This is a genomic window from Streptomyces sp. NPDC051172 (genome assembly GCF_040682555.1).
Classification (GTDB): domain Bacteria; phylum Actinomycetota; class Actinomycetes; order Streptomycetales; family Streptomycetaceae; genus Streptomyces.
In genome coordinates this window covers 50,469-73,199 of sequence record NZ_JBFBBE010000022.1, presented here as the reverse complement: position 1 = coordinate 73,199, position 22,731 = coordinate 50,469, and the positions used below count along the sequence as shown (strand labels likewise).

Sequence of the window (22,731 nt, the reverse complement as noted above, 5' to 3'; positions counted from 1 at the left end):
CCCGGGGGCGCGGCACCGAAGGACGTCCAGGACGCAGGCGGGTGTCAGGCGAGCTTCGCCGACAGGGTGATCGTCGTGCCGGTGAGAGCCTGGCTGACCGGGCAGTTCTTCTTGGCGTCCTCGGCAGCGGCGACGAAGGCGTCGTTGTCGATGCCGGGGACCGTGCCCTCGACGGTCAGATGGATTCCCGTGATGCCCTCACCCGGCTGGAAATTCACGTCGGCCGAGGTGACCAGCTTGGTGGGCGGGGTGCCGGCACCGGCCAGGGCGTGCGAGAGCGCCATGGAGAAGCAGCTGGAGTGCGCGGCGGCGATCAGCTCCTCGGGGCTGGTCTTCCCGTTCGCGTCCTGGGAGCGCGAGGCCCAGGTGACCGGCTGCTCGGCGATGGCACCGGAGGAGTCGAAGGAGACGACACCGTTGCCCTCGAGCAGGTTGCCTTCCCAGACGGTGTGTGCGGAGCGCGTGGTTGCCACGATGAATCCCTTCGAATTCTGGCTGTTCCTGTAGGACACCATCCGATCACATTCCGGCTCACTGCACCCGGAACACCGGGCCACGCGCGGAGAACGGCAGCCGCGCCCCCTGGGGGATCAGATACGCGTGGTCGCGCCGCACCCTCAGCACGTCGCACCAGCCGTCCGTGATGACGAGGACGGGGGCGCCCGGCGGGAAGTCGTCCGCGCGGTGCAGGAGGTCGATCCCGGGCTGCAGGACCGTACCGCCGCGGCCGTGGACCCGTACCCGCCCGGCGATCTCCGTGACCGGCACATAGCCGGCGTCGTGCGGGGCCGCGTCGCAGAAGACGACGCGGGCGGCCGGCACCTCGCGGGCCTCGGCGTAGGAGGCGATGGCGCCGAGGGCCTTGCCGAGCAGGGTGCGGTCCATGGAGCCGGAGGTGTCGAGGACGACGCCGAAGGTGCAGCGGGCGATCTCCTCGGGCGGGAAGCAGCGGCCCGCGCGGGGGATGTCGGGCGTGGAGGACTGACGGCGGGAGGGGCGGGCGTACGACCGCACGGGCTGTGGGCTGGGTACGAACTCGTCGAACCAGCGGGCGAGTTGGGCGTCCCGGGGCAGGGGCGGGTGGCTGAGAGCGCGGATCTCCTCGACCAGGCCGCCGGGGAGGAGGCCGCGCTCCTGCTGCTGGTGCAGGTCCAGGCCCTGGCTCAGGCCGCGGCGGTAGAACTCGTCGAGGTCGACGTGGTCGCGCGGGCTGCCGAGCGGACCGCCGAGGATGTCGCCGGCGCCCTTGCCGCGCAGCGTGGCAAGGCGTCGCATCCGGCGCAGGTCTCCGGCGATGCGGTCGTAGACCTCCTCGGCGGACAGGTCTTTCAGCTCCGGGTCGTACAGGAGCCCTTCGGGCATCGTGCCGACCTGCATCTCGCAGAGCCAGCCGTTGATGACGTAGTCGCAGGCGATGTTGAACAGATACGGATCGCGGGTGCCGCAGCGGTCGCCGTGGCGCAGGGCGGCGTGCAGCATCTCGTGGGCGAGGATGAACCGCCACTCCTCGTCGTCGAACCGGCGCAGCGGGTTGATGTAGATCTCGTCACGGGCGATCGCCTCCGGCGGGCAGAACACGGACCGCCCCTCACGGATCTGCGGGACGCCGATCAGGTCCTCCGGGGCGAGCTGGGTGCCGAGCAGGCTCACGCTCCCCCACTGCCTTAAAGGCGTGGGGGGACCCCCACCAGGCCCAGCGACTCGGCGAAGTCCCGTACCAGGGAGGACTTTCCGATGCCGGGAGCGCCCCAGATGAAGACCGGCCGGACGGTAGCGAGGCCGAGAAGGAGTTCGGGGATACGGGCGGGCGTGACGGTGGCGGCAGCCTGCAAGGCAGCGGCTCCTGTGGAGGGTTCAAGGAAGGTTCGACTCGAACAGTGTGAGCGGACGCCTCCTCGGGCGCAGCCGATTTTCAGGCGGCCCGCCGGTCCTGCTCCTCCTTCTCCTCCTTGGTCACCGGCACCTGAGGACCGTCCGCCTCCCGCAGCCAGCGGCGCAGTACCCGGTGGACGTGCTCGGCGCCGGTCAGCTCCTCGCCGGCCTCGACCGGCGGCGAGAGGACCACCGGGGAGAGCAGGAACGGTCTGCCCTGCGCGCCGCCGAGCCCCCCGTGCGAGCCGATCTGTTCCTCGAAGGCGAGGACCTCTCCGTCGGCCGGGTCGTGGAAGGAGTTGACCATGATGTCGGCGGTGTGCGGAAAGGAGTGAGTGCGGCGCACGGCGTCGGCGGCGCCGGGCCCGAACGCCTCCAAGGGGCCCGGTCTGTCCTCGAGTTGGTCGAGGGGTGTCTCGGCGCCGTACGCGCCCAGCACCACCCCGCCGTGTTCCTCGCTGCGGACGAGCAGGAAGCCGACGCCGGGATGGTTGGCGAGGGTGGTCAGCAGCGCGGGGTGGCGGGCGTCGATCTCCTCCTTGCTCATCCGGTGCGGCACGTCCGGGAAGGAGACCAGGCCGAGGTTGCCGGAGGCCAGCACGAGCGGCTCCGAGCGGCGACGGGAGGGGCGGTGCTGCTCGCCGCCCTCCTCGACGGGTCTGCGCAACGCGGCCCGCACGGCCGCTCGGGCCTCCGCCCCGCTGTGCGTGCGCCTCGCCCTGCGCGGCACGGGCAGCCCGCAGCCGGCCCGCACCAGATCACCGAGTCCCAGGCCGTAGCGGGAACGGAAGGTCTCACCGGGGCTCTGACCGTGGTCGGACAGGACGACGATGCGGTACGGCCGCGGGGCGTGCTCGGCGACGTTCGCGATCAGCGCGAGGGCGCGGTCGAGGCGTTCGAGCACCTTCTCCGCGTCGCGGCTCGTCGGCCCGGAGTGGTGCGCCACTTCGTCGTACGCCACCAGGTCGGCGTAGACGGCGGTGCGTCCGGCGAGCATGTCGCCCATCACCGCGGCGACGACGACGTCCCGTTCGACGACGGTCGCGAAGGCGCGCACGAAGGGGTAGAGGCCGCCGCGTGCGACGCGCGGGCGCTGCTTCCTGACCCGGGCCCGGGTGGACTCGCCCATCTCACGGCCGACTTCGGCGACGAAGGACAGGGCGGTGCGCACGGCGTTGGCCGGGTCGGAGAAGTACGCGAAGTAGCCGGCCCGGGACCGGTTCTCCCGGCCGCGGCGACGGGTGGCGATGGACAGCACCAGGGCCTGCTCGTCGGCGCCGCCGCTGAAGAGGTTGCCGCGGCTCGCGCCGTCGGCGGTGAGGAGGCCGCCGTCGCCGGTGTGCTCGACGGCCCGGCGCTGGAGTTCGGCAGCGCTGGTCGGCCGGTTGCAGACCATCACCTCGCGGGTGTCCTTCTCGTACCAGCGGAACGCCGGGACGTCGTGGTTGCTGCCGTGCAGGATGCCGAGCTGGCTGGCGCCGGTCTGGCTGGACCAGTCGGTGCGCCAGGGGGTGAGCCGGTGGGTGCTCCCCAGCCACCGGGCGACGGTGGGCATCACACCCTTGCCGACGGCGGCCAGGAGCACGTCGTGGCCGATGCCGTCGAGTTGCAGGAAGACCGTGCCCGGGGCGGACGGGCCGGGTGGCAGACGTCTGCGGCGGCGGTCGGCGAGGCGGTAGAGGCGCCGCCGGTACGCGTCGTCGTCGCGCACGGCCAGGGCGGCGCCGGTCGCGGAGGCCACGGCGGACATCACGGCGGCGACCACCACGGCCGTCTCCGGAGCCGCCTCGGCGCTGCTGGCCGGGTTGAGCCGCAGGGCGACCAGCAGCAGCGACCCGTTCAGGACGAAGACCAGCAGGCCCAGCACCAGCGCCGGCACGAGCAGCAACAGCCGCACGAGCAGCGGCCAGACCAGGGCGGACAGCACACCGAAGGCGCCGGCGCCGAACGCGGCGGTGACGGCGATGTGGGTGGCGCTCTCGCCGTCGGCGGACTGCAGGCGGAAGTCCGGCAGGATCCCCGCGAGCACGAGCATGGTGACCGTGGAGACCGCCCACACCGCGATGCTCCGCCCCATCTGACTGGCGGCCCGCCACCAACGCCCGCCACGCACGCCCAGCCCACCTCACGTCCCGGCCCGTCGTCGGTGCGGGCCTGCACTTCAGACTGTCACACGGGTCGGACAATGCGGTCCGTCACCGGGAGCGGGGCTCAGCGCCCGTCGTACCCGGCCGTCGGCATCGACAGCCGCCGGTGCACCCGGGCCTTCATCTGGGCGTCGTAGCAGGGCTCCTCGAAGCCGACCGTCTCCACCCGCACCCCGCGCCGGGCGCACTCCGCGGTGAACTCCTCGACGGACGACAGCGCGCGCTCCAGGACCCGGCGGCTGGGCGCCACGAACAGGTCGATCCCCGGCCGGACGCCGTCCCACAGCACACAGTGGTCGGCGCGCAGTCCCCGCACCAGCAGCTCCCGGCTGACGATGTAGCCCCGCTCGGCGGCCCAGCGGGCGCACATCGCGTGCTGGCTGCGCGAGTCCACCAGGAAGGGATCGTCGTCCAGCTCCTGCAGCGGCGTCAGACTCGCGATCGCCGTGACCCGCACCGGTCCCATGGCGTCCCCCTCACCTCCGGGTTTCGGCGCCGACCCTACTCCTGCCCGTAGGCTTCGGGGAGTCGCGCGAAGGAGGCAAAGAGGTGCCGGTGGAGATCACCTGGTGGGGTCACGCGACCTGTACGGTCGCGGACTCGGGCGTACGGCTGCTCACCGATCCTCTCTTCGCGCGCCGTCTCGCCCATCTCCGCCGCCGTCGCGGGGCGCTGCCACCTCCCGGCGCCTGGCGCGCGGACGTGGCGCTGGTGTCGCATCTGCACGCCGACCACCTGCACGTTCCGTCGCTGGAGCGGCTCGCGGAGGGCACGCGCCTGCTGGTGCCCCGGGGCGCACCCCGGGCCGTGCCGGGACTGCGCCGGCTCACCCGGCTCACGGTGAGCGAGGTGGCGCCCGGGGACCGGGTGACGGTCGGTGACGTGGTGATACGGGCCGTGTCCGCACGGCACGACGGGCGGCGGCTGCCGCTCGGACCGCATCGCTCGCCCGCTCTCGGCTATGTGATCGAGGGCGAGGCGCGGACGTACTTCGCCGGGGACACGGGGCTGTTCGACGCGATGGAGCAGGAGGTCGGGCCGGTCGACGTGGCGCTGCTGCCGGTGGGCGGCTGGGGACCCTACCTCGGCACCGGGCATCTCGATGCGGGGCGGGCGGCCCAGGCGCTGGCCCGGCTGGCGCCGCGCTGTGCGGTGCCGGTGCACTACGGCACGTACTGGCCGATCGGGATGGACGCCGTGCGCCCCCATGAATTCCACGCGCCCGGTGACGAGTTCGTGCGCCTCGCGGCCGAGCACGCGCCGGATGTCGAGGTGCACCGGCTCGGGCACGGGGAGAGCGTGCGCCTAGAGGTCGCGCGGTGACATGGCTTGCCGCCACGGCGGCGATCGTGCCTCCGGAGTCGACCCAGCGGGCGATCGGCTATCCGTCGCTGTTTCTGCTGGTGCTGTTCGGGGCGCTGGTGCCGGTGATTCCGACGGGGGCGCTGGTGAGTTCGGCGGCCGTGGTGGCCTTTCATCAGACGGCACCGTTCGCGTTGGCGTTGGTGTTCGTGACGGCGTCGCTGGCGGCGTTTCTCGGGGACGCGGCGCTGTACTGGCTGGGGCGGCGCGGGATGGGGTCGAAGAACGGGTCGCGGTGGCTGGAGGCGATCCGGGCGCGGGCGCCGGAGGAGCGGCTTGCGCAGGCGCAGGGGAAGTTGGCGGAGCATGGGGTTACGGTCCTGGTGTTGTCCCGGCTGGTGCCGGCGGGGCGTATTCCTGTGATGTTGGCTTGCCTTGTGGCCGAGTGGCCGTTGCGGCGGTTCGCCCGGGGCAACTTGCCGGCGTGCCTGGCTTGGGCTGCGACGTATCAGGTGATCGGGATTCTGGGTGGTTCCCTGTTCCCGGAGCCTTGGGAAGGTGTGGTGGCCGCGGTTGCGTTGACCGCGGTCATCAGTGTGGTGCCGAGTTTGTGGCGGCGGGTTCGATCTGCCGGGTGACGGTGTGTTGCGGGGCGCGGGTGCGTTGTGGTTTCTCGCGCTCACGCGGCGGAGCCGCACATCGATACAGCCCCGCGCCCCTGAAAAACAGGGCGGCTACAGGACCCGGGAGGCTCCCACTGGGAGGTCCCAGAGGTCATCGCGGGCCAAGCCTGCCTTCTCCCAGGCCTTACGCACCCGCGTGAGCGGCTCAAGTACCGGTTCCGCCGACAGTACGAACGTGCCCCAGTGCATCGGGGCCATCCTTTGTGCGCCCAGGTCCTGGGCTGCGCGTACCGCCTCCTCCGGGTCGCAGTGGACGTCGCTGAGCCACCAGCGGGGGTCGTAGGCGCCGATGGGGAGGAGGGCGAGGTCGATGCCCGGGTAGCGCTCGCCGATCCGGGAGAACCAGTGGCCGTATCCCGTGTCTCCCGCGAAATGGACGCGTTGGCCGTCGGGGGCCGTGAGGACCCAGCCGCCCCACAGGGAGTGGCAGGCGTCGGTGAGGGTGCGCTTGGACCAGTGGTGGGCGGGGACGAAGTCGAAGCGGACGCCGCGGAGTTCGGCCGCCTCCCACCAGTCCAGTTCGGTGACGTGGGTGAAGCGGCGGCGGTGGAACCAGCGGGCGAGGCCTGCCGGGACGAACACCGGGGTGGTGCGCGGGAGTCGGCGCAGGGTCGGGGCGTCCAGGTGGTCGTAGTGGTTGTGGCTGATGACGACCGCGTCGACGGGCGGCAGGGACTCCCAGGGGATTCCGACCGGGGTGATGCGGGCGGGTGTGCCGAGGATGCGGCGGGACCAGACGGGGTCGGTGAGGACGGTCAGGCCGCCGATCCGGATGACCCAACTGGCGTGTCCCGCCCAGGAGACGGCGACGGTGCGGGCGTCGACGCGGGGCAGTGGAGCGGGTTCGAAGGGGAGCCGGGGGATGTCGGCCAGGCCCTCGCGCCCGGGGCGGATGGAGCCCTCGCGGGCGAAGCGGGCCAAGGCTTTCAGGCCGGGCAGCGGGGCGGTCAGGCGGTCGTGGAAGGTGCGCGGCCACACCCGGCGCTCGCCCAGCGGGCGGGGTTCGGCGAGCGGGCCGGGTTCGGCGAACGGGCGGGGTTCGGCGAGCGGCGGCAGGGTGGGCGCCGGCCCTGGCCCGGACGCCGTCCCGTCGGCTTCCCGGGTGGTCGTACTCGTGCTCGTGGTGGTGGTCGACTCGGACTGCTGCGTCATCGAGGAGGCTCCCATCGCTGAGCGTCGTCGCGGAGATCGTCGAAGACCGACTTCACATGGCTCAACGCGCGTTGCACGTGTGGCAGTTCCAACGGCGCGGGTGAGGTGAGACATTCCGCGCGTTCCTCGTCCGTGCGGCCCAGCAGCGGGCCGGTGGACAGGCGGACGCGCAGGGCGCCGAGTTCGTCGCCGAAGCGGTGGCCGCCCGGTGCGGGCATGCCGAGCCGGGCGGCGAGGAAGTCCTCCAGTTCCTGCGCGTCGCCGACGCCGTGCTCGGAGAGCGCGGAGCGCAGCGGGCCGAGGTCTGCGTAGAGGTGGCGGCCGGCCTGCGGGGGACGGGACAGGGTGCCCGCCGCGACGACCGCCGCGTGCACCGCGGCGGCCACGCGCGCGTGCAGGCGCACGGCGGCGGCCACGCGCGCGGTGACCGGCTCCGGCTCCCCGAGCGCGTATGCGGCCGGGGCGGCGAGGGGGCCGGCGATGCGGGCGCCGAGCGCGGTGAGCACGTCGAGCACGCGCGCGTGGAGGTCAGCGCCCGCGTCGCCCGCCGGGAAACGCGCCACCGCGGCCGGCCAACCGGGCGGCAGCAGCGCGCCCGCCAGGTCGGTGACGACGGTGACCTGGCCGGGCAGCATCTCGGCGGGGCTGAGCAGCACGGTGGCGTGCGGTGCGTGCAGGGTGTCGCGCCAGGTCTCGTCGCTGACCAGGTGCAGTCCCTCCCCGGCGGCGGCCTCCACGCACTCGTGCAGGACCTCGGGCGGGGCGACCGTGGCGGTGGGGTCGTCGGCGACCGACAGCACGAGCAGCCGCGGGTCGCCGCCCTCGGTGCGCACCCTGCGCACGGTCTCCAGGAGGGCGTACGGATCCGGGACGCCACCGCACTCGGCCGGCGTCGCCACATGGAAGACGGGTCTGCTCAACAGGCGTGCGTACGGCGCCCACCAGGCCGCACAGGGCCTCGGCACCAGGACGTCGCCGCCGAGCGCGGCGGTCAGTGCGAGCAGCAGGGCGGGGGCGCCGGGCCCGGCGGCCACGCGGTCGGGTGCGGCGGACAGGCCGCGGCGCTCCCAGTAGCCGCACGCGGCCTCGATGAGTTCCGGTCCGCCGCCGATCGGCTCCCCTGCGGCCCGGGCGGCGGCCGCGGCGAGCACGGCGGTGAGTTCGGGCGGCACGGGCAGCCCGTCCTCGGGCAGCGGCGGCCCGTAGCGGACGGGGCCGTGGCCTTGCGGGTCCGTCCGCCGCATGCGTACCTCCACGCAGTCCCTGTGCCGTGTCCGTCGCCGTGCTCCGAGTACCCAGAGTGCCGCTGCCACATCGGAGTGCGCACGGATTTCGCCGTCGCCCGGCGGGTCAGCGGTCCCAGACGGAGTCCTTCGGCCACAACCGGTAGGTGGCGGCGCCCAGTGCGCAGGCGATCAGGAGGCCGCCGGCGACGAGTGCGGGCACGGAGTCGGAGAAGGTGCCACCCGCACCCGCTTCCACCCCGTGCTGCATGCCGTTCTGCATGTCGTGCTCCCGCCCGTTCTGCATGCCCGCGCCGCCGCAGGAGTGGGAGTCCGGCTGGGTGCAGGGCCGGCCTTGGTCATGGCCGCCGCCGTTCCCGACATCGCCGCCGCCGACAGCACCTCCGCCGAGATCCGCGCCCTCACCGCCGCCGTTGTCTCCGCGTCCGCCGCCACCGCCGCCGTCGTCGCCATGCCCGCCGCTGCTGTTGTCGCCGGCCGGGCCACCGTCACTCCCGCTCTCACCGGGCCCGGCACCGTCGCGGCCGTCGCCGCGGTTCACGCGGGAGGCGGCACTCCACGTCCTGCCCTTGGCGCCGGGCGCCGTCGCGCAGGTGCCGTCGACGGTCGCGGGGTTCCCGCTCCTGGCGTGGGTCTGTGAGATGGCGTCGAGGGTGGCGGGCGGCGGTCCGCCGGTGGCTTCGCAGGCGACCGAGACGGTGACGCTACCGCTCGGGGAGACGCTGCTCGGGCCGGCCTCTGCGGCCGAGTCCGCGTAGGCGGCCGAGGCGAAGCCGAGGGTGGCACCGGCCAGGGCTGCGACGGACAGGACACGGGCGGTGCGAGGCATGGGGAGGGCTCCTTCGACGGGTGACTTCTCAGGAGCACGGAGTCGTGCCCCGTAGCCCATCACAGCCCGCCCGGCGGCCAGGCGCGCGCGGCCGAGCCCCATTCGCGCTACACGGACGGCCGAGCGGGTGACACGGCCCGCGCTTCACCAGGGGTCAGCACCCCGGTGCACAGGACCTCAGTTCAGCAGCGCCGCCAGGTTCCTCTCCAGCCCCCGCCCCCGCCGTTCGACCACCGCCGCCGCCACGTCGGACAGCTTGCGGTTGCTGCCCTGCGAGAGGCGGCGCAGCACCCCGAACGCGGCGTCGGCGTCGGCGTCCAGCACGTGCATGACGATGCCGCAGGCCTGGTCGACGAGGGGGCGGGAGCGCAGGGCGGTGCCGAGCTGGTCGAGTTCGGTGAGCGCGGCGCGGTAGGAACGGTCGCGGACCAGGCAGGTCGTGGCGAGGTCGCCGAGGGCCCGGGCGGGCCCGTGCGGGGCGTCCGCCAGGGCGCCGGGCCGGAAACTGTAGAGGCTGAGCGTCACCGCCAGGCCGGAGCGCCGGAAGGGCAGTGTCACGCTGGAGCGCACCCCGGAGTCGAGCGCGAGGGCGCGGTAGTCGGGCCAGCGGTCCTCGCGCAGCAGGTCGGAGCAGCGGGCGGGCTCCCCGCGTTCCAGGGCGGCCGGGATGGGCCCGTCCCCGGAGCGCAGCTGTACGGCGACGAGCGGGGCGAGGTCGGGATGGGTGACGGCCGCGGGACGCTCGCTGCCGTCCTCGGTCACCATTCCGCTCGCTCCACAGCACTCCACGGTGCAGCGCGCGGCCTCCTCGACCAGTTCCGACAACCGCCGCCCGGGGAGGGCGGGTTCGGTCGCCTCCGCATCCCAACGACGGGTGTGAGACCCGGTGTCCGGCATGGTGCACTCCTCCTCTCCATCGCCCGCCTTCCCCTTCGCCCGTTCCGAAAACGGTGGTCTTGAACGGGAGTCGCGCTACGTTCGTCGCATGACGCAGACGGACGAGTTCGGGGAAGACCTTGCGGATTTCGTACGCCGCGTCGCTGAGCTGAAGACGGCGCGGTCCGTGTCGGGCGGGGATCTGCCCACGGTGCTGGACGCGGCGATCTTCGAACTCGACCATGTGGTCGGCCAGTTGTGGCCCCGGTACAAGCGGCTTTCGGAAGCGGGTCCGGCCCGTAGCCGTGCCTCGGCGGACCGTCAGGAGCAGCAGCTGCTGCGCACCGTGTTCCAACGCCTCCCGCTCCCGGTCGCGCTGGTCGACAAGGAGACAGTCGTGCGGCGGCTGAACGGCGCGGCGGCCGACTTCACCGGTGTGCGCGCCGGTTACGCCACGGGGCGCCCGCTGACCGGTTTCCTCGCCCACGCCGACCGGGCCGCGTTCCGTTCGCAGGCCGCCGCGGTGGCCCGCGGCGAAGGTGACCGCAGTCTCACCGTCCGCCTCCAGCAGCAGCCGTCCGTCCCGGTGCACGCCACGCTGGCGGCGGTACGCCCGAGCGGTGAGCCCCGCACGACGGTCCTGGTGGTCCTCCAGCCCGGCGGACCCAGCAGCCCTGCCGCGCCGGCGGACCCGCCCGTGCGGCAGCTGCCGGACCTCGCCGAGACCACCCGGCACGCGGCCGTGATGGACCTCCTGGACGCGATGACCACGACCCTGCTGACCACGGACCGGCAGGGCGCCCTGGAGGCGGCAGCGCGGGTCCTGCACGGCAGCTTCGCCGACTGGGTGATCGCCGACGCGGGGACTGACGGCCTGTCGCGCACTGCCGTGCTGGCCCCGCCGGACGGGGACACGGCCGCGTTCGAGGGGCAGGATCCGGCCGACTGCCCCCTGGCCGTCGAGACGGCCAGGAGCGGGTCCCCGGCCCTGCAGATCCGTCCGCCGGACCCGGATGCCTTCGGCAGGACCGCGACGGGCGCCCCCGTCCTCGTAGCGGCGAACGTCACTTCACTGCTGTGTGTGCCGCTGAAGGACAAGGACGCCGTGCGGGGCGTGCTCACGTTGTTCCGGTGCGGGCCCCGGCTGGCGTTCTCGATGGCGGAGGCACAGGCGATGGACCTGATGTCGCGCCATCTGGCACTGGCTATGCGGCCTCGTGCATGATCTGGTCCCGCATCCGCGTGCAGCAGCGGCTGATCAGCCGTGACACATGCATCTGGGAGATGCCGAGCTGCTCGGCGATCCGGCTCTGCGTCATGTCGCCGAAGAACCTCATGTACAGGATGGTCCGCTCCCGTTCGGGCAGCGCGGCCAGCCGGGGCTTGACGGACTCGCGGTCCACGACCGTGTCCAGCGCGGGGTCGGGCGAGCCGAGGGCGTCGCTCAGCGAGTAGCCGTCCTCGCTGCCGGGCAGTTCGGCGTCGAGCGAGAGCGCGGTGAAGCTCTCCAGCGCCTCCAGTCCGCCCAGGACGTCCTCCTCGCTCATGTTGGCGTGCTCGGCGATCTCCGCGACGGTGGGCCTGCGGCCCGAGATGGTCTGGGAGAGGTCCTGGCTGGCGAACCGGACGCGGTTGCGCAGGTCCTGGACCCGGCGCGGTACGTGCAGGGTCCACATGTGGTCACGGAAGTGCCGTTTGATCTCGCCGGTGATGGTGGGCACGGCGTAGCTCTCGAAGGCGTTGCCGAGTTCGGGGTCGTACCGGTCGACGGCCTTGACCAGGCCGAGGGCGGCGACCTGCCGCAGGTCCTCGTAGCTCTCGCCGCGGCTGCGGAACCGTCCCGCGAGGCGTTCGGCCATCGGCAGCCAGGCCTCGACGATCTGCTCGCGCAGCGTGTCGCGCTGCTGGCCCGGGGGCAGCTTGGCGAGTTTGCGGAAGGCGTCGGCGGTGTCGGGGGCGTCGTCGTGCGGGTGGTGCTTCGCGCTCACTTTGGTGGGCATGGTGCGTCGCAACTCCCTTGAAGGTGCTCTGGGTGGACGGTCACCGTGGGAGTGCGGTCGCACGTTCGAGACAGGGCGCGACCTGGGCGGCTCAGGGGCCGTTCCCACGGACGTGCCTCCTGTCCGAAGCACTGGAACTGCGCCTGCCCCGGGCCCCGGGCCGCAAACACCCCCGGATGTTTTCCGGAAGCCCACCGGGTGACTCGGCCCGCAGACGACAGCTGTCCGATCACGTCAAGGCCCGGGAGGTCGACACATGAGCACCAAGGTCTCCGACCACGTCCTGCAACGACTGCGCGAGTGGGGCGTGGACCATGTCTTCGGCTATCCGGGCGACGGCATCAACGGCCTGCTGGCCGCCTGGGGCCGGGCCGAGAACAAGCCTCGTTTCGTGCAGTCCCGGCACGAGGAGATGTCCGCGTTCGAGGCGGTCGGCTACGCCAAGTTCAGCGGCCGTCTCGGAGTGTGCGCGGCGACCTCGGGACCCGGCGCGATCCACCTGCTCAACGGTCTCTACGACGCCAAGCTCGACCATGTGCCGGTGCTTGCGATCGTCGGCCAGACGCACCGCACGGCGATGGGCGGCTCGTACCAGCAGGAAGTCGATCTGCACACCCTCTTCAAGGACGTCGCGTCGGACTTCGTGGAGACGGTGACGGTCCCCGAGCAGCTCCCGAACGTCATCGACCGCGCGATCCGCACCGCGTACGCACGCCGCGCACCCACAGCGATCATCATTCCCGGCGATGTCCAGGAGCTGGACTACTCCGCGCCCACGCACGAGTTCAAGATGGTGCCCTCCAGCCTGGGCCGCAGCTCCTGGACGGCGGTTCCGTCCGAGGAGTCCGTCCAGCGGGCGGCCGAGATCCTCAACTCCGGTGACAAGGTGGCGATCCTGGTCGGCCAGGGCGCAGCCGGGGCACGCGCCGAGGTCGAGCGGATCGCCGAGCTGCTGAAGGCCGGCGTGGCCAAGGCACTGCTCGGCAAGGATGTCCTCAGCGACGAACTCCCTTACGTCACCGGCTCGATCGGCCTGCTGGGCACCCGGCCGTCGTACGAGCTGATGCGGGACTGCGACACCCTGCTGACCATCGGTTCCTCCTTCCCGTACACGCAGTTCATGCCGGAGTTCGGCAAGGCGCGCGGGGTGCAGATCGACATCGATCCGCACATGGTCGGCATGCGTTATCCGTACGAGGTGAATCTCGTCGGCGACGCGAAGGCGACCCTTCAGGCCCTGATCCCGTTGCTGAGTGAGGACCGCGGCCGCGAGTGGTACGACCAGGTGTGCGCGAACGTGACGCGCTGGCGCGAGGTGATGGGGCGGCGGGCGGAGCTGTCGGCCGATCCGATCAACCCGGAGTACGTCGCCCATGCGCTGGACCCGCTGCTGCCTGCCGACGCGATCGTCAGCTCCGACTCGGGCTCGGCGGCCAACTGGTACGCACGCCACCTGACGATGAAGCCGGGGATGCGCTCCTCGCTGTCCGGCACGCTCGCGACGATGGGCTGCGGAGTGCCCTACGCGATCGGCGCGAAGTTCGCCCACCCGGACCGGCCCGCGATCGCGCTGGTCGGGGACGGTGCGATGCAGATGAACGGCATGGCGGAGTTGATCACAGCGGCCAAGTACCGCGACCTGTGGGAGGACCCGCGGCTGGTCGTGGCCGTGTTCAACAACCACGACCTCAACCAGGTGACCTGGGAGATGCGGGCCATGGAGGGCGCTCCGTCCTTCCTGCCCTCGCAGCAGATCCCGGACGTCCAGTACGCCGCGTTCGCCCGTTCACTGGGTCTGACCGGCATCCGGGTGGAGAAGCCGGAGGACGTCGAGGCGGGCTGGCGGGCCGGTCTGGAGGCGGACGGCCCCGCGGTGATCGAGTTCCTGACCGACCCGGCGGTCCCGCCGATCCCGCCGCACGCCACCTGGGAGCAGATGGAGGCCACGGCCGCCTCGATCCTGAAGGGCGACGCGGACCGCGGCTCCATGATCAAGCAGGGTCTGAAGGCGAAGGTGCAGGAGTTCCTGCCGGGGAAGCAGAAGCAGTAGCCCGTGCCGCTGTTGAACGGCGCTGAAGAGTTCAGTTGCGCACGAAACAGTTCAGTGGTCAGTTCAGTAGCGCGGTGAACTGTTCAGCGCCATAGCAATCCGCGTGGCCTCCCCCGTCCCCCTCGATCCGCCTCGGCGTCTCCCTGGACCACCTGTCCGCGGGAAGCTTCCGACGAAGCCACGATCGGTGTGGTCGCGCCTGTGACCTGCAGCGTTGTGGTGTCCGAGCCGTAACCGCGGTGCCCCCGGCGGCCACGCCCCACCGGCGATCTCCAAAGTGGATACGGTGTTGCTGTTATGGTGCTGGCCGAGGAGGTGGACGTTCAGTGGCAGCAGTTGGTCCTGTGCGAGCGACCACGGCATCGGGCCGGGGCCCGGGGCGTCCGCCCGTGCCGCTGGAGCGCATCGTCTCTACCGCACTGCAGATCGTGGACGATGAAGGGGCCGACGCTCTCTCGATGCGGGCGCTGGCCCAGCGCCTGGGCTCGGGCACGGCGACGCTGTACCGGCATTTCGACAACCGGGCAGCGCTGGTCGCCCATGTCGTGGACCGCATGTTCGGCGCCGTGGAACTCAAGGGCGACGAACTCCTCGCGATGGGCTGGCAGCAAGCCCTGCGGACGGTCGCGCACACCATGTTCGAGGCCCTGGCCCGGCACCGGAACGCTGCGCGCCTGATGGTCGAAGAGATTCCCCTGGGGCCGAACGCCATGGCGCTGCGGGAGCACTGCGTCGCGGTGCTGCTCGACAGCGGCTTCCCGCCCCGACTGGCCGCACACGCCTTTGCCACCCTCTCCCGCTACGTCCTCGGATTCGCCATACAGGTCAACGGTCATGGCGGCGGCGGGCAACTCGACGACGCGCAACTGTCCGCCGTCTTTCAAAGCGTCGATCCAGCCTTGTTCCCGGCAACGGTCACCGTCGCCGCGTCGATGCCCGTTCCGATCGAGGACGAGTTCTCCTTCGGACTCGAACTCCTTCTCAGCGGGCTTGCCCACCTGCGCGACGACGCCTGACCAGCCAGGACGATGCGAACGTGAGGCCGCCTGCCTACGGGCTCGTCTCGGTCGGCATGGAGCGTCGCCACCGCTGCTGGTGCTGAGCGCGTGATCTCGTGCGGTCGGCGGCTCGTCAGCGGAAGGCGAAGTGCTCGGCGTGGAGATGCTGCCGGGGGACGCCCTGGCGATGGAGGGCGCGAGTCAGGTTTTCGATCATGGAGGCGGGGCCGCAGAGGAAGACGTGCGTGTCGGGGGTGATCGGTCCGGCCTCGGCCTGGATTCTTTCGGCGGTCAGACGGCCGTGGCTGCGGCTGAACGTCGGGTGGAGCCGGAACTCGGGGCGGTGTGCTGCCGCAGCGGTGAGTTCCGGGAGGAACGGCGCGTCTTCGGCGGAGGGGGCGCAGTAGAAGAGGTCGGTGCGGGGCGGCGCTGCACCGGGGTGGGTTAGCCAGCCGAGGAAGGGCGCGATACCGATGCCCCCCGCGATCCAGATCTGCCGGGGTCCACCGAGGGTGTGGTCGAACATCCCGTAAGGACCCTTGAGGATTGCCGGGTGTCCTTCACTCAGGTCCGTGTAGAGGCGGCGTGTACCGCGGCCCAGGGCACGGATGGTGAGGCGCACCGAGCCGTCGGCCTGCGTTCCTGCGACGCTGAAGGGGTGTTCGTGCCAGCCACCGACCCGCAGGTAGACGAACTGGCCCCCTGTCGCGGGAAGCGTCGTCCCGCCGGTGGGCGTGAGGGTGAGGTCGAGGATGTCGGGTGTCGGCCGCTCGACACGGTGGACGGTGTAGTCCGCCCGGGGCTCCCTGTGCCGTAGCACCAGTTCGTCGTAGGCGTAGGCGGTCATGCCGATGGTGGCCATCGTGACGTAGATCGCCAGGAGGGGCGTGGATCCGTTGATGATGAGATCGAGGAACCAGCCGTGCAACAGCGCCGACAGGAGCAGCAGGCCGGTGAGGCGATGCAGGAACAGCCAGCGCTCGTAGGGCAGTCGGAGGATGCGGCCGACCTGGCCGAGTGAGATGAGGACGAGCAGCAGCAGGCCGATGGCGGAGACGGCACCGAGGAGATGGCCCATCCCTACCGATGCGGCCCGGTGGGCGTAGCCGTACTGGCTCCCGTCGAAGCCGGAGAAGAAGTGGAGGAGCAGGTGCGGGGTGAGCAGGAGTATGGACCATACGGCGTACAGCTTGTGCTGGCGGTACATGCGGTCCAGGCCGCCGAACCACTGCTCCAGCCACATCAGGCGGGTGGCCAGTACCAGGGTGCAGGACATCAGGTAGACCGACAGGACGCCGGCGAACTCGCCGACGAAATAGACAGCGCTGAGGCCCTCGGGCCTGAGCCGGTCCCAGGCCAGATAGAGCATGACCGCTCCGGTCGTGACCGACAGGGGCCCGACGTGGCGCTTCTTCAGGCGCGCGTCCAAGGGGGCGCGTGCGATCCGGATGGCGTAGATCGCTATCACGATCAGGACGGGCATCGTCTACCCCTCGGGGGTGGGCACTGTGGACGAAGGGGCGCTGGTGAAGGCAGGGCGGACCGTGCGGTCGCGGCTTGAGCGCCCTCGAGCCCAGGTGGCTGCGTTTCCTGCCACCTCTAATATTGGCTACAGCGTAGCCGTTTAGCTGGTTGTGGTCCAGTGGCGCAATCGGATGCCCGTTGGCCGGCCCTGGATCCGCCCTTCGGGCCGGAGCTGCCCATCCGTGGAGGCGTGGACTCGATCCGCAGCGCTTCAGGCGAACAAGGCCGCGAGGTACGAGGCGACCAGCACCGCACACACGGCGGCGGGCGCGAGCTTGGCAACCGGGTCGCCCTTGCGCAGGTGTACGACCGCGGCTCCGACGAGCAGGAGGAGGAGCCCGGCCCCCGCGAGGCCGCCGAGCGGCGGCACGGCGAGGCCGAGCGCCACGCCGGCGCCTCCTGCCAGTTGCAGCACGCCGATGCGGCGGTAGGCGGCGACGGAGAAGCCGGTCTCGGCGGCCAGCTCGCGCGCCTTCGGCAAGGCGAGTGCATTGAGCACTCCGAGCGCCCCGAAGATCAAGGCGATGGCGCAGGCGAGGGCGATGGTGAGGATCATGAGGTATCTCCAGCGTGCCGGCGTCGTGGCGGCGTGGGCGTCAAGGGTGACGGCCTGATGGCGGGCGGGTCGTCGCGAGACCGTTGTGGGATGTGACGGGCGCGGTCGAGTTGCCGACCGGGCGCATGGCTCGGCGCCCAGACGGACGATTTGGTCGATCGAGGCAGCGGCTCGGCCTAGCGTAATAACGGTAACAGTGTAACCGTTATGATGGTCGGCGAAGCGGACGGCATCGCGGTGCCAAGGAGGAGAGCCAGACATGAGCAGTCCCCAGATGCACGTAGTCGCCGCGTTCATGCGGTTGGCCCTCAAAGGCAAGGCGGCCCCGGACCCCGTGGCCGCGTCGAAGGAGCCACCTCGTCCGCCCGCCAAACTGGTACAGCGGCACGACGTGAGGTCGCGCCGCATCGACGGTTTCGAATGCCACACCGTCAGTCCGCGCGGGCGCCGGGCGGAGCGAACGGTCGTCTATCTGCACGGCGGCGCCTACATCCGACACCTCTCGCCCCGGCACTGGCAGTTGATCTCGCAGCTCGTGGACGCCGGTGTACGAGTCGAGGTGGCGCACTACGGGCTGGCGCCGAAGTACACCTACCGTGACGCCTATCCCTTCGTCACTGCCGTCTACCGCGACCTGCTCGGCGACCCGGACGCCGGCCAGGTCACGATCATGGGCGACTCCGCCGGCGCGGGCTTGGCTCTGGGCGTGGCGCAGAGCCTGGCCGGCTCGGGTCTGCCCCAGCCGGCCCGAGTAGTGCTGATCTCCCCCTGGCTGGATCTGACTCTGACCAACCCTGCGATTCCCGAGGTCGAAGCCCGAGATCCGTTCCTCACCACCAGCAGCCTGCTCGCGGCCGCACGTGGCTGGGCCGACGGGGACGACCCCGCCCAACCCCGGCTCAGTCCCGTCAATGGCCCGCTTGCCCCCCTGGCGCCCATCGACGTCTACATCGGCACGCGCGACTTGTGCTACCCGGACGTCCGGCGACTGGAAGAACGGGCTGCCGCGGAAGGGGCGGCCGTGAATGTCATCGTGTGCGACGGGGCGGTCCACGCCTACCCGCTCGTCCCCGCTCCCGAGGGGCGTGCCGCGGCCCGCGCCATCGTGCGGTCCGCGGCCTCCTGAGCGGGTTGAGAGGCGATCTTCAGAGGAGGGCGGTCAAGCTGGGCCTCTGCCTCTTTTGCCGTGTCGGGTCAGGTACGGGCGGCAAGCCTGGCTTCGTCATGGCGGTCCCTGGCCGGGCCGTCGAGAGGCTGGATGGTCATGGCGGCCGGCAGCCACGGGTGCCCGAGAAGCATCGAACGCAGGTTGTCGGCCATGGCCAGGAGGGCCGGACGCCATTCGAGGCCGTCGAGAGCGGGGAGAGGTGCCTGCCCCCAGACGGTGTCGGCGGCCGGCAGGAGCAGATCGTGTCGGCTTTTGACGTGCCAGTAGAGTGCCGCCGCGGTGATGCCGAGACCGCTGCCGAGTCTTCGCATGGTCAGACTCTCGATGCCGCCCTCGTCCAGAAGGGCGATGGCCACCTGGATGATCTGCTCCTGGTGCAGGGCGTCGCGGGGCATGCCCGCGGCAGTCGGCATGGGGCTGCTCACGGCACTTTCTTGCTGTGGGAACGAGGCCGCGGTGTGCGGCTCTGGGGGCGCGCGGTCCATGCGTCGGGGCCGTTGCGGTATGTCAGCCGGGAGAGCCCGCGGGCCTGATGCTGCGCAGCAGCCGCTCTCCGGACTCGCGCAGCTGGTCCTTGACCTCGTCAAGGCCGGATGCGAGCAGGACGTGATCGCGTTTGCGCCAGGTGCCGGCGACCATCACGGCTTCGATGTTGGCGATGTCGGCGTGCAGAGCCGTGGCGATGGGGTCGTGCGCGGGCCACAGGTTGAGCGCCCGGGCGTCGATGGCGACCAGGTCGGCCTGCATACCGGCCTCGATCCGGCCCACCTTGTCTGCCAGGCCCAGTGCCTTCGCTCCTTCGACCGTGGCCCAGGCAAGCGCCTGTTTGCTGGTGACAGACGGTGTGTTGGCGTACATGCCGGTCGTCTGCCGGTGGTGGGCATGGTCCAGGCTGCGCTGGTGGGCCAGGGCGATCCGGGCGGCGGTGAGGACCGATCCGGGTACGGCGGTGTCGATGTCGGTGCCCAGGGAGGGTGCCGCGTCCAGGCTCAGCAGGGATCCGGTGATGGGTGTGCCGTGTCCCTGGCCCAGTTCGTTCTCCGGGGTGGTGGTGAAGGTGACGCCCGCTTCGAGGAGCGTCTTCAGCCAGTCCTCGGGCAGGTCGATCCCGTGCACGATGTTGGTCAGGGGGCTGAACAGTCCGGCGTCGCGTACGGCTTCCCAGCCGGCTGAGGGTTCTCCGCCGCTCTGGTGCATCGAGACGACGAGGCCGCGTTCCGCGCCGGCCTGGAAGTCGGCCACCGCGGTCTCCGGCGAGGAATACTGCGGCCCTTGCAGAGCCATGCCCAGGGTGAGGAGGGCCTGGTCACGGACGGGGCCGTCGAGCAACCGGTCGATCTCGGCGAGCGGGTGGGGTGTGTCCGGCGCGCGGTAGGGCGTGCCGTGCAGGAAGACGGCGCGGATCCCGGCCTGGAGCAGTCCCTCGACGGCCGCGTCGGCGTGTTCGGGCGACAGGACGTTGTGACACCAGTCGCCGAGGGTGGTGGTACCGCAGTTGAGCTGGTTCAGGGCGCCGGCGAGATTGCTGATGTGCATGTCGGCCGGGGTGTAGTGCCCGACGCACTCGCCGTGCAGGTGGGTGAGGTACTGCATAAGCGTCCAGTCGGCGCCCGCGGAGCGCAGCGCGGTCTGCCAGGTGTGCAGATGGGCGTTGACCAGACCGGGGATGAGGATGCGGCCGGAGAAGTCGACGACCTCGGCGTCGGGCGCCTCGATGGCTTCGCCGACGGCTGCGATGTTCTCACCGTCGACGAGGATGTCGACCTGCTCGGCGTCCGGCCGGTCCGGCGCCATCGTGATGACCTGCGCCCCACGCAGCAGTATGCGGCTCATTCAGTGGCCCCCGAACCGGGGGTGGTGTGGCTCGGCTGGGACATGGTGCGGCTCCTTGCCCGGGGCGACATTGCCCGCGCGGCGGCTTGTGTGGTGGTGAGGAAATCCCGAGTGGCGATGTGCCCGATGTAGCCGTCGGGACGGATCAGCAGCAGAGTGTCGCCAGTCAGGCCGTAGGCGCTGCGCAGCGTGTTCTCGGGGTCGGAGAAGCCCTCGGGCGGCCCGACGGTGAGCCGCTTCAGCCGGGCGCCCGTCGTCGGCCAGTTGAGGAGTTCGAGGTCCCGGGCGGCGCGGGGGCCGTAGGCGATGGCGGTGAAGTGCGGTCCCTGGAAGAGGTTGAACAGGCGGGTCTCGGCGCCGTCGGCCCCGAGCAGTCGGGCGTCCGGGGCGCGGTCGCCCACGTGCAGCGTGCTGGTGTCGCTGCTGTCGCGGTCGGCGGGGGCGAGTGGGCCGCCGTAGTAGGTGAGGGCGAGCTGCTGCTCGTCCTTGCCGCGCTTCATGCTGGAGGGGTCGAGCTTGGCGATGCCGCCCCATTTATCCGTGGACAGGCCCAGGACCCCGGCGGCGATCGGCTGCCGCTCGGCCTCGTAGGTGGCGAGCAGGGCCGGGTCGGCTCCGGCGAGGACCTGTCCGAGCTTCCAGCCGAGGTTGTAGCCGTCCTGCATACCGGTGTTCAGGCCCTGGGCACCGGCCGGGGTGTGGACGTGCGCCGCGTCGCCGACGAGGAAGACCCGTCCGCGGCCGTAGTGCTCCGCAAGACGGATGTTCGGCCGGAACACCGACGTCCAGTGGATCTCGTGCAGCTGGATGTGCCGGTTGCGGGTGTGGGAGTGGATCCGGTCGATGATGGCGCCGATCTGCTGGGGCGGGTTCTCGTCGGGCGTGAGCCGGATCATCCACTGGAACATGTCGCTGTGGGGCAGCGGGCAGGCGGCGATGAGCTTGCCGCCGAGGCCGGGCCACATGTGCCACCGGTTGCGGGCCAGGCCACTTACGGAGGCATCCACGATCAGCACGCGGTCGGACTCGTCCGTCGTCCCCACGAAACCTATGTCGAGCTGCTTGCGCACCGCACTGGAGCCGCCGTCGGCCCCCACGGCATAGCGGGCGATGATCTCCTCGGCCCCGTCCGCGCCCACGACCTTGGCGACCACCGCGTCCTCGTCCTGCGTCAGCGCGGTCAGTTCCTTGCCGAACTCGACCTCGCGGCCGAGCTCACCGAGCCGGGCGTGCAGGGCGCGGTCCGTGCGGAACTGCGGGATCAGCCAGGTGTTCGGGTACGGGACGTCCGGGGTTGCCTCTTTGTGGGGGAACATCTTCCACGGCACACCGATGGGTCCTGCATGGATCCCGAGCTTGGGATAGATGTCGCCGCCGGCCAGCACGTCGTCGAGAGCGCCGAGGTCCTCGAGGACTTCGAGGCTGCGGGGCTGGATGCCCTTGGCGCGCGAGCCCTCGAAAGCGTGGAGGGATTTGTCGATGATCCGGATGTCGAGTCCGCGGCGTACGAGGTCGATCGCCAAGGCGGAGCCAGATGGGCCGGCACCGATGATCAGTACGTCGACGGCCTGCGGACGGGTCACGAGTCGAGCCTTTCGGTGCGTGCGGACACGAACGGGACGAGCTGATCAGCGACGTCGCAAGGCCGTTCGAATGGAGCCATATGCCCACATTTGGTGATTACATGATGTTTCTGAGGCTTCAGTAGGGCGCGTGCCGTGTCGAAGTGCACCAGTGGCGTGACGTCGTCCTCGTCGCCCCACAGCAGCAGCGTCGGAATGCCCAGTGCCCCCGTCCGCCGGAAGAGGTCGTCACGGCCGGTGAGAGGCAGGTGCTGCAGGGTGTCGAAGACCGCGTACAGCGAGCCCTCGAAGCGGAACGCGTCGAGAACCATCTCGGTCACCTTCGCGCCGAGCTCGGGGTCGCGGACGTTATGCCCCAGGTGCCCTTGAAGTATCTGCCGACCGCGCCGCCGGGCGATGAGGCCGGCCAGCCGGTCGTTGCGCAGCAGCCGGTGGGGCGAGGTCGGGCGGGGTTTCGCAAGACCGGCAGGGCCCACGATGGTGAGGGTGGATACGGACGCGCGGTACTGGGCGGCGTACGTCATGCTGACCAGCGCGCCCATGGAGGTGCCGACCAGGTGCAGGGGCCGCGCCGTCAGGCCGAGCCGGTCCGTCAGCTCGGCCAGCTGCCGCGCGAACAGCGTCTCGTCGTATCGCGCCTGTACCCGGTCGGAGTAGCCGCGGCCGTAGGCGCTGCAGGTCAGAGTGCGCAGCCCGCGGGCGTGCAGCTCGCCGACGAGGCCGTCCCAGTAGGACAGCGGGACGGTCAGACCGCCCGCCATCAGGACCACATCCCCGCCCTCGGGCCCCGTCAACTCGTAGTGGGTGACGCCGTCGGACAGCTCGATGAAACTGCCGCGCAGCGCCTTGCGCGAGTCGGCGGTGAGCTTGCGGTCCTCGCCCGGGGCGACGAAGTACTTCATGGAACGGGCCTC

20 protein-coding genes and 1 pseudogene are annotated in these 22,731 nt (G+C 71.3%); 6 read left to right on the top strand and 15 right to left on the bottom strand.

From position 1 onward, the window contains the following. Positions 1–44: 44 nt before the first annotated feature. From AB0N07_RS16180 to AB0N07_RS16165, 4 genes and pseudogenes are all read right to left on the bottom strand, one after another. Complete coding sequence (locus tag AB0N07_RS16180) at positions 45–473, bottom strand: OsmC family protein (protein WP_365835319.1); 429 nt, start codon at positions 471–473, stop codon at positions 45–47. A 58-nt stretch (positions 474–531) separates the two neighbouring features. Beyond that, a pseudogene (locus AB0N07_RS16175) lies at positions 532–1,832 on the bottom strand (hypothetical protein). An 80-nt stretch (positions 1,833–1,912) separates the two neighbouring features. Next, positions 1,913–3,949, bottom strand: a complete 2,037-nt coding sequence (locus AB0N07_RS16170) for a phage holin family protein (protein ID WP_365835397.1) — start codon at positions 3,947–3,949, stop codon at positions 1,913–1,915. Positions 3,950–4,083: 134 nt separating this feature from the next. Further along, positions 4,084–4,485 (bottom strand): hypothetical protein, encoded by a 402-nt coding sequence (locus AB0N07_RS16165; protein ID WP_365835317.1) that lies wholly within the window; start codon positions 4,483–4,485, stop codon positions 4,084–4,086. Between the two features lie 83 nt (positions 4,486–4,568). On the opposite strand from AB0N07_RS16165, the gene AB0N07_RS16160 reads away from it, so the two are divergent. Then, a complete protein-coding gene (locus tag AB0N07_RS16160) occupies positions 4,569–5,342 on the top strand; it encodes an MBL fold metallo-hydrolase (protein WP_365835315.1) in 774 nt (257 codons plus the stop codon). Then, positions 5,339–5,959 carry a VTT domain-containing protein gene (locus AB0N07_RS16155; protein ID WP_365835313.1) on the top strand — a complete coding sequence of 207 codons (621 nt, stop codon included), beginning with the start codon at positions 5,339–5,341 and terminating at the stop codon, positions 5,957–5,959. Before AB0N07_RS16160 ends, AB0N07_RS16155 begins: the two co-directional genes overlap by 4 nt. Before the next feature lie 96 nt (positions 5,960–6,055). On the opposite strand, the gene AB0N07_RS16150 is transcribed toward AB0N07_RS16155, so the two are convergent. The 4 genes from AB0N07_RS16150 to AB0N07_RS16135 all read right to left on the bottom strand — a co-directional run bounded on the left by AB0N07_RS16150 (position 6,056) and on the right by AB0N07_RS16135 (position 10,126). Then, entirely contained in the window at positions 6,056–7,156 is a 1,101-nt protein-coding gene (locus AB0N07_RS16150) for an MBL fold metallo-hydrolase (RefSeq protein ID WP_365835311.1), read from the bottom strand. Continuing rightward, entirely contained in the window at positions 7,153–8,400 is a 1,248-nt protein-coding gene (locus tag AB0N07_RS16145; protein WP_365835309.1) for an aminotransferase class I/II-fold pyridoxal phosphate-dependent enzyme, read from the bottom strand. The genes AB0N07_RS16150 and AB0N07_RS16145 overlap by 4 nt, the downstream gene beginning before the upstream one ends. A 106-nt stretch (positions 8,401–8,506) precedes the next feature. Further along, positions 8,507–9,229: a hypothetical protein gene (locus tag AB0N07_RS16140; RefSeq protein ID WP_365835307.1), complete on the bottom strand. Its 723-nt coding sequence runs from the start codon at positions 9,227–9,229 to the stop codon at positions 8,507–8,509. A gap of 177 nt (positions 9,230–9,406) precedes the next feature. Next, positions 9,407–10,126: a GAF and ANTAR domain-containing protein gene (locus tag AB0N07_RS16135; protein WP_365835305.1), complete on the bottom strand. Its 720-nt coding sequence runs from the start codon at positions 10,124–10,126 to the stop codon at positions 9,407–9,409. Between the two features lie 88 nt (positions 10,127–10,214). Between AB0N07_RS16135 and AB0N07_RS16130 the strand changes: the two genes are divergently transcribed. Then, positions 10,215–11,330, top strand: coding sequence for a PAS domain-containing protein (locus AB0N07_RS16130; RefSeq protein ID WP_365835303.1), 1,116 nt, complete (start codon positions 10,215–10,217; stop codon positions 11,328–11,330). Here the strand turns inward: AB0N07_RS16130 and AB0N07_RS16125 are convergent. Next, positions 11,311–12,105, bottom strand: coding sequence for an RNA polymerase sigma factor SigF (locus AB0N07_RS16125; protein ID WP_365835301.1), 795 nt, complete (start codon positions 12,103–12,105; stop codon positions 11,311–11,313). The genes AB0N07_RS16130 and AB0N07_RS16125 overlap by 20 nt on opposite strands. Positions 12,106–12,361: 256 nt before the next feature. Here AB0N07_RS16125 and AB0N07_RS16120 point away from each other — a divergent pair, with 256 nt between their 5' ends. After that, the gene (locus AB0N07_RS16120) at positions 12,362–14,155 is read left to right on the top strand and encodes a thiamine pyrophosphate-requiring protein (protein ID WP_365835299.1); all 1,794 of its coding nucleotides are present in this window, start codon (positions 12,362–12,364) and stop codon (positions 14,153–14,155) included. 389 nt (positions 14,156–14,544) lie between these two features. Beyond that, entirely contained in the window at positions 14,545–15,171 is a 627-nt protein-coding gene (locus tag AB0N07_RS16115; RefSeq protein ID WP_365835297.1) for a TetR/AcrR family transcriptional regulator, read from the top strand. 115 nt (positions 15,172–15,286) lie between these two features. Here AB0N07_RS16115 and AB0N07_RS16110 read toward each other — a convergent pair whose 3' ends face one another. Next, positions 15,287–16,636, bottom strand: a complete 1,350-nt coding sequence (locus AB0N07_RS16110) for a ferric reductase-like transmembrane domain-containing protein (RefSeq protein WP_365835295.1) — start codon at positions 16,634–16,636, stop codon at positions 15,287–15,289. A 252-nt stretch (positions 16,637–16,888) separates the two neighbouring features. After that, a complete protein-coding gene (locus AB0N07_RS16105) occupies positions 16,889–17,233 on the bottom strand; it encodes a DoxX family protein (protein ID WP_365835293.1) in 345 nt (114 codons plus the stop codon). Positions 17,234–17,492: 259 nt separating this feature from the next. Here AB0N07_RS16105 and AB0N07_RS16100 point away from each other — a divergent pair, with 259 nt between their 5' ends. Continuing rightward, positions 17,493–18,359, top strand: coding sequence for an alpha/beta hydrolase fold domain-containing protein (locus AB0N07_RS16100; RefSeq protein ID WP_365835291.1), 867 nt, complete (start codon positions 17,493–17,495; stop codon positions 18,357–18,359). 68 nt (positions 18,360–18,427) lie between these two features. On the opposite strand, the gene AB0N07_RS16095 is transcribed toward AB0N07_RS16100, so the two are convergent. The 4 genes from AB0N07_RS16095 to AB0N07_RS16080 form a co-directional block, all read right to left on the bottom strand. Continuing rightward, positions 18,428–18,826 (bottom strand): TetR family transcriptional regulator, encoded by a 399-nt coding sequence (locus tag AB0N07_RS16095; RefSeq protein WP_365835289.1) that lies wholly within the window; start codon positions 18,824–18,826, stop codon positions 18,428–18,430. A gap of 82 nt (positions 18,827–18,908) precedes the next feature. Next, positions 18,909–20,234: an amidohydrolase family protein gene (locus AB0N07_RS16090; protein WP_365835287.1), complete on the bottom strand. Its 1,326-nt coding sequence runs from the start codon at positions 20,232–20,234 to the stop codon at positions 18,909–18,911. Further along, positions 20,231–21,817 carry an FAD-dependent oxidoreductase gene (locus tag AB0N07_RS16085; RefSeq protein WP_365835285.1) on the bottom strand — a complete coding sequence of 529 codons (1,587 nt, stop codon included), beginning with the start codon at positions 21,815–21,817 and terminating at the stop codon, positions 20,231–20,233. Before AB0N07_RS16085 ends, AB0N07_RS16090 begins: the two co-directional genes overlap by 4 nt. Beyond that, positions 21,814–22,719 carry an alpha/beta hydrolase gene (locus tag AB0N07_RS16080; RefSeq protein WP_365835283.1) on the bottom strand — a complete coding sequence of 302 codons (906 nt, stop codon included), beginning with the start codon at positions 22,717–22,719 and terminating at the stop codon, positions 21,814–21,816. The genes AB0N07_RS16085 and AB0N07_RS16080 overlap by 4 nt, the downstream gene beginning before the upstream one ends. Positions 22,720–22,731: the final 12 nt, after the last annotated feature.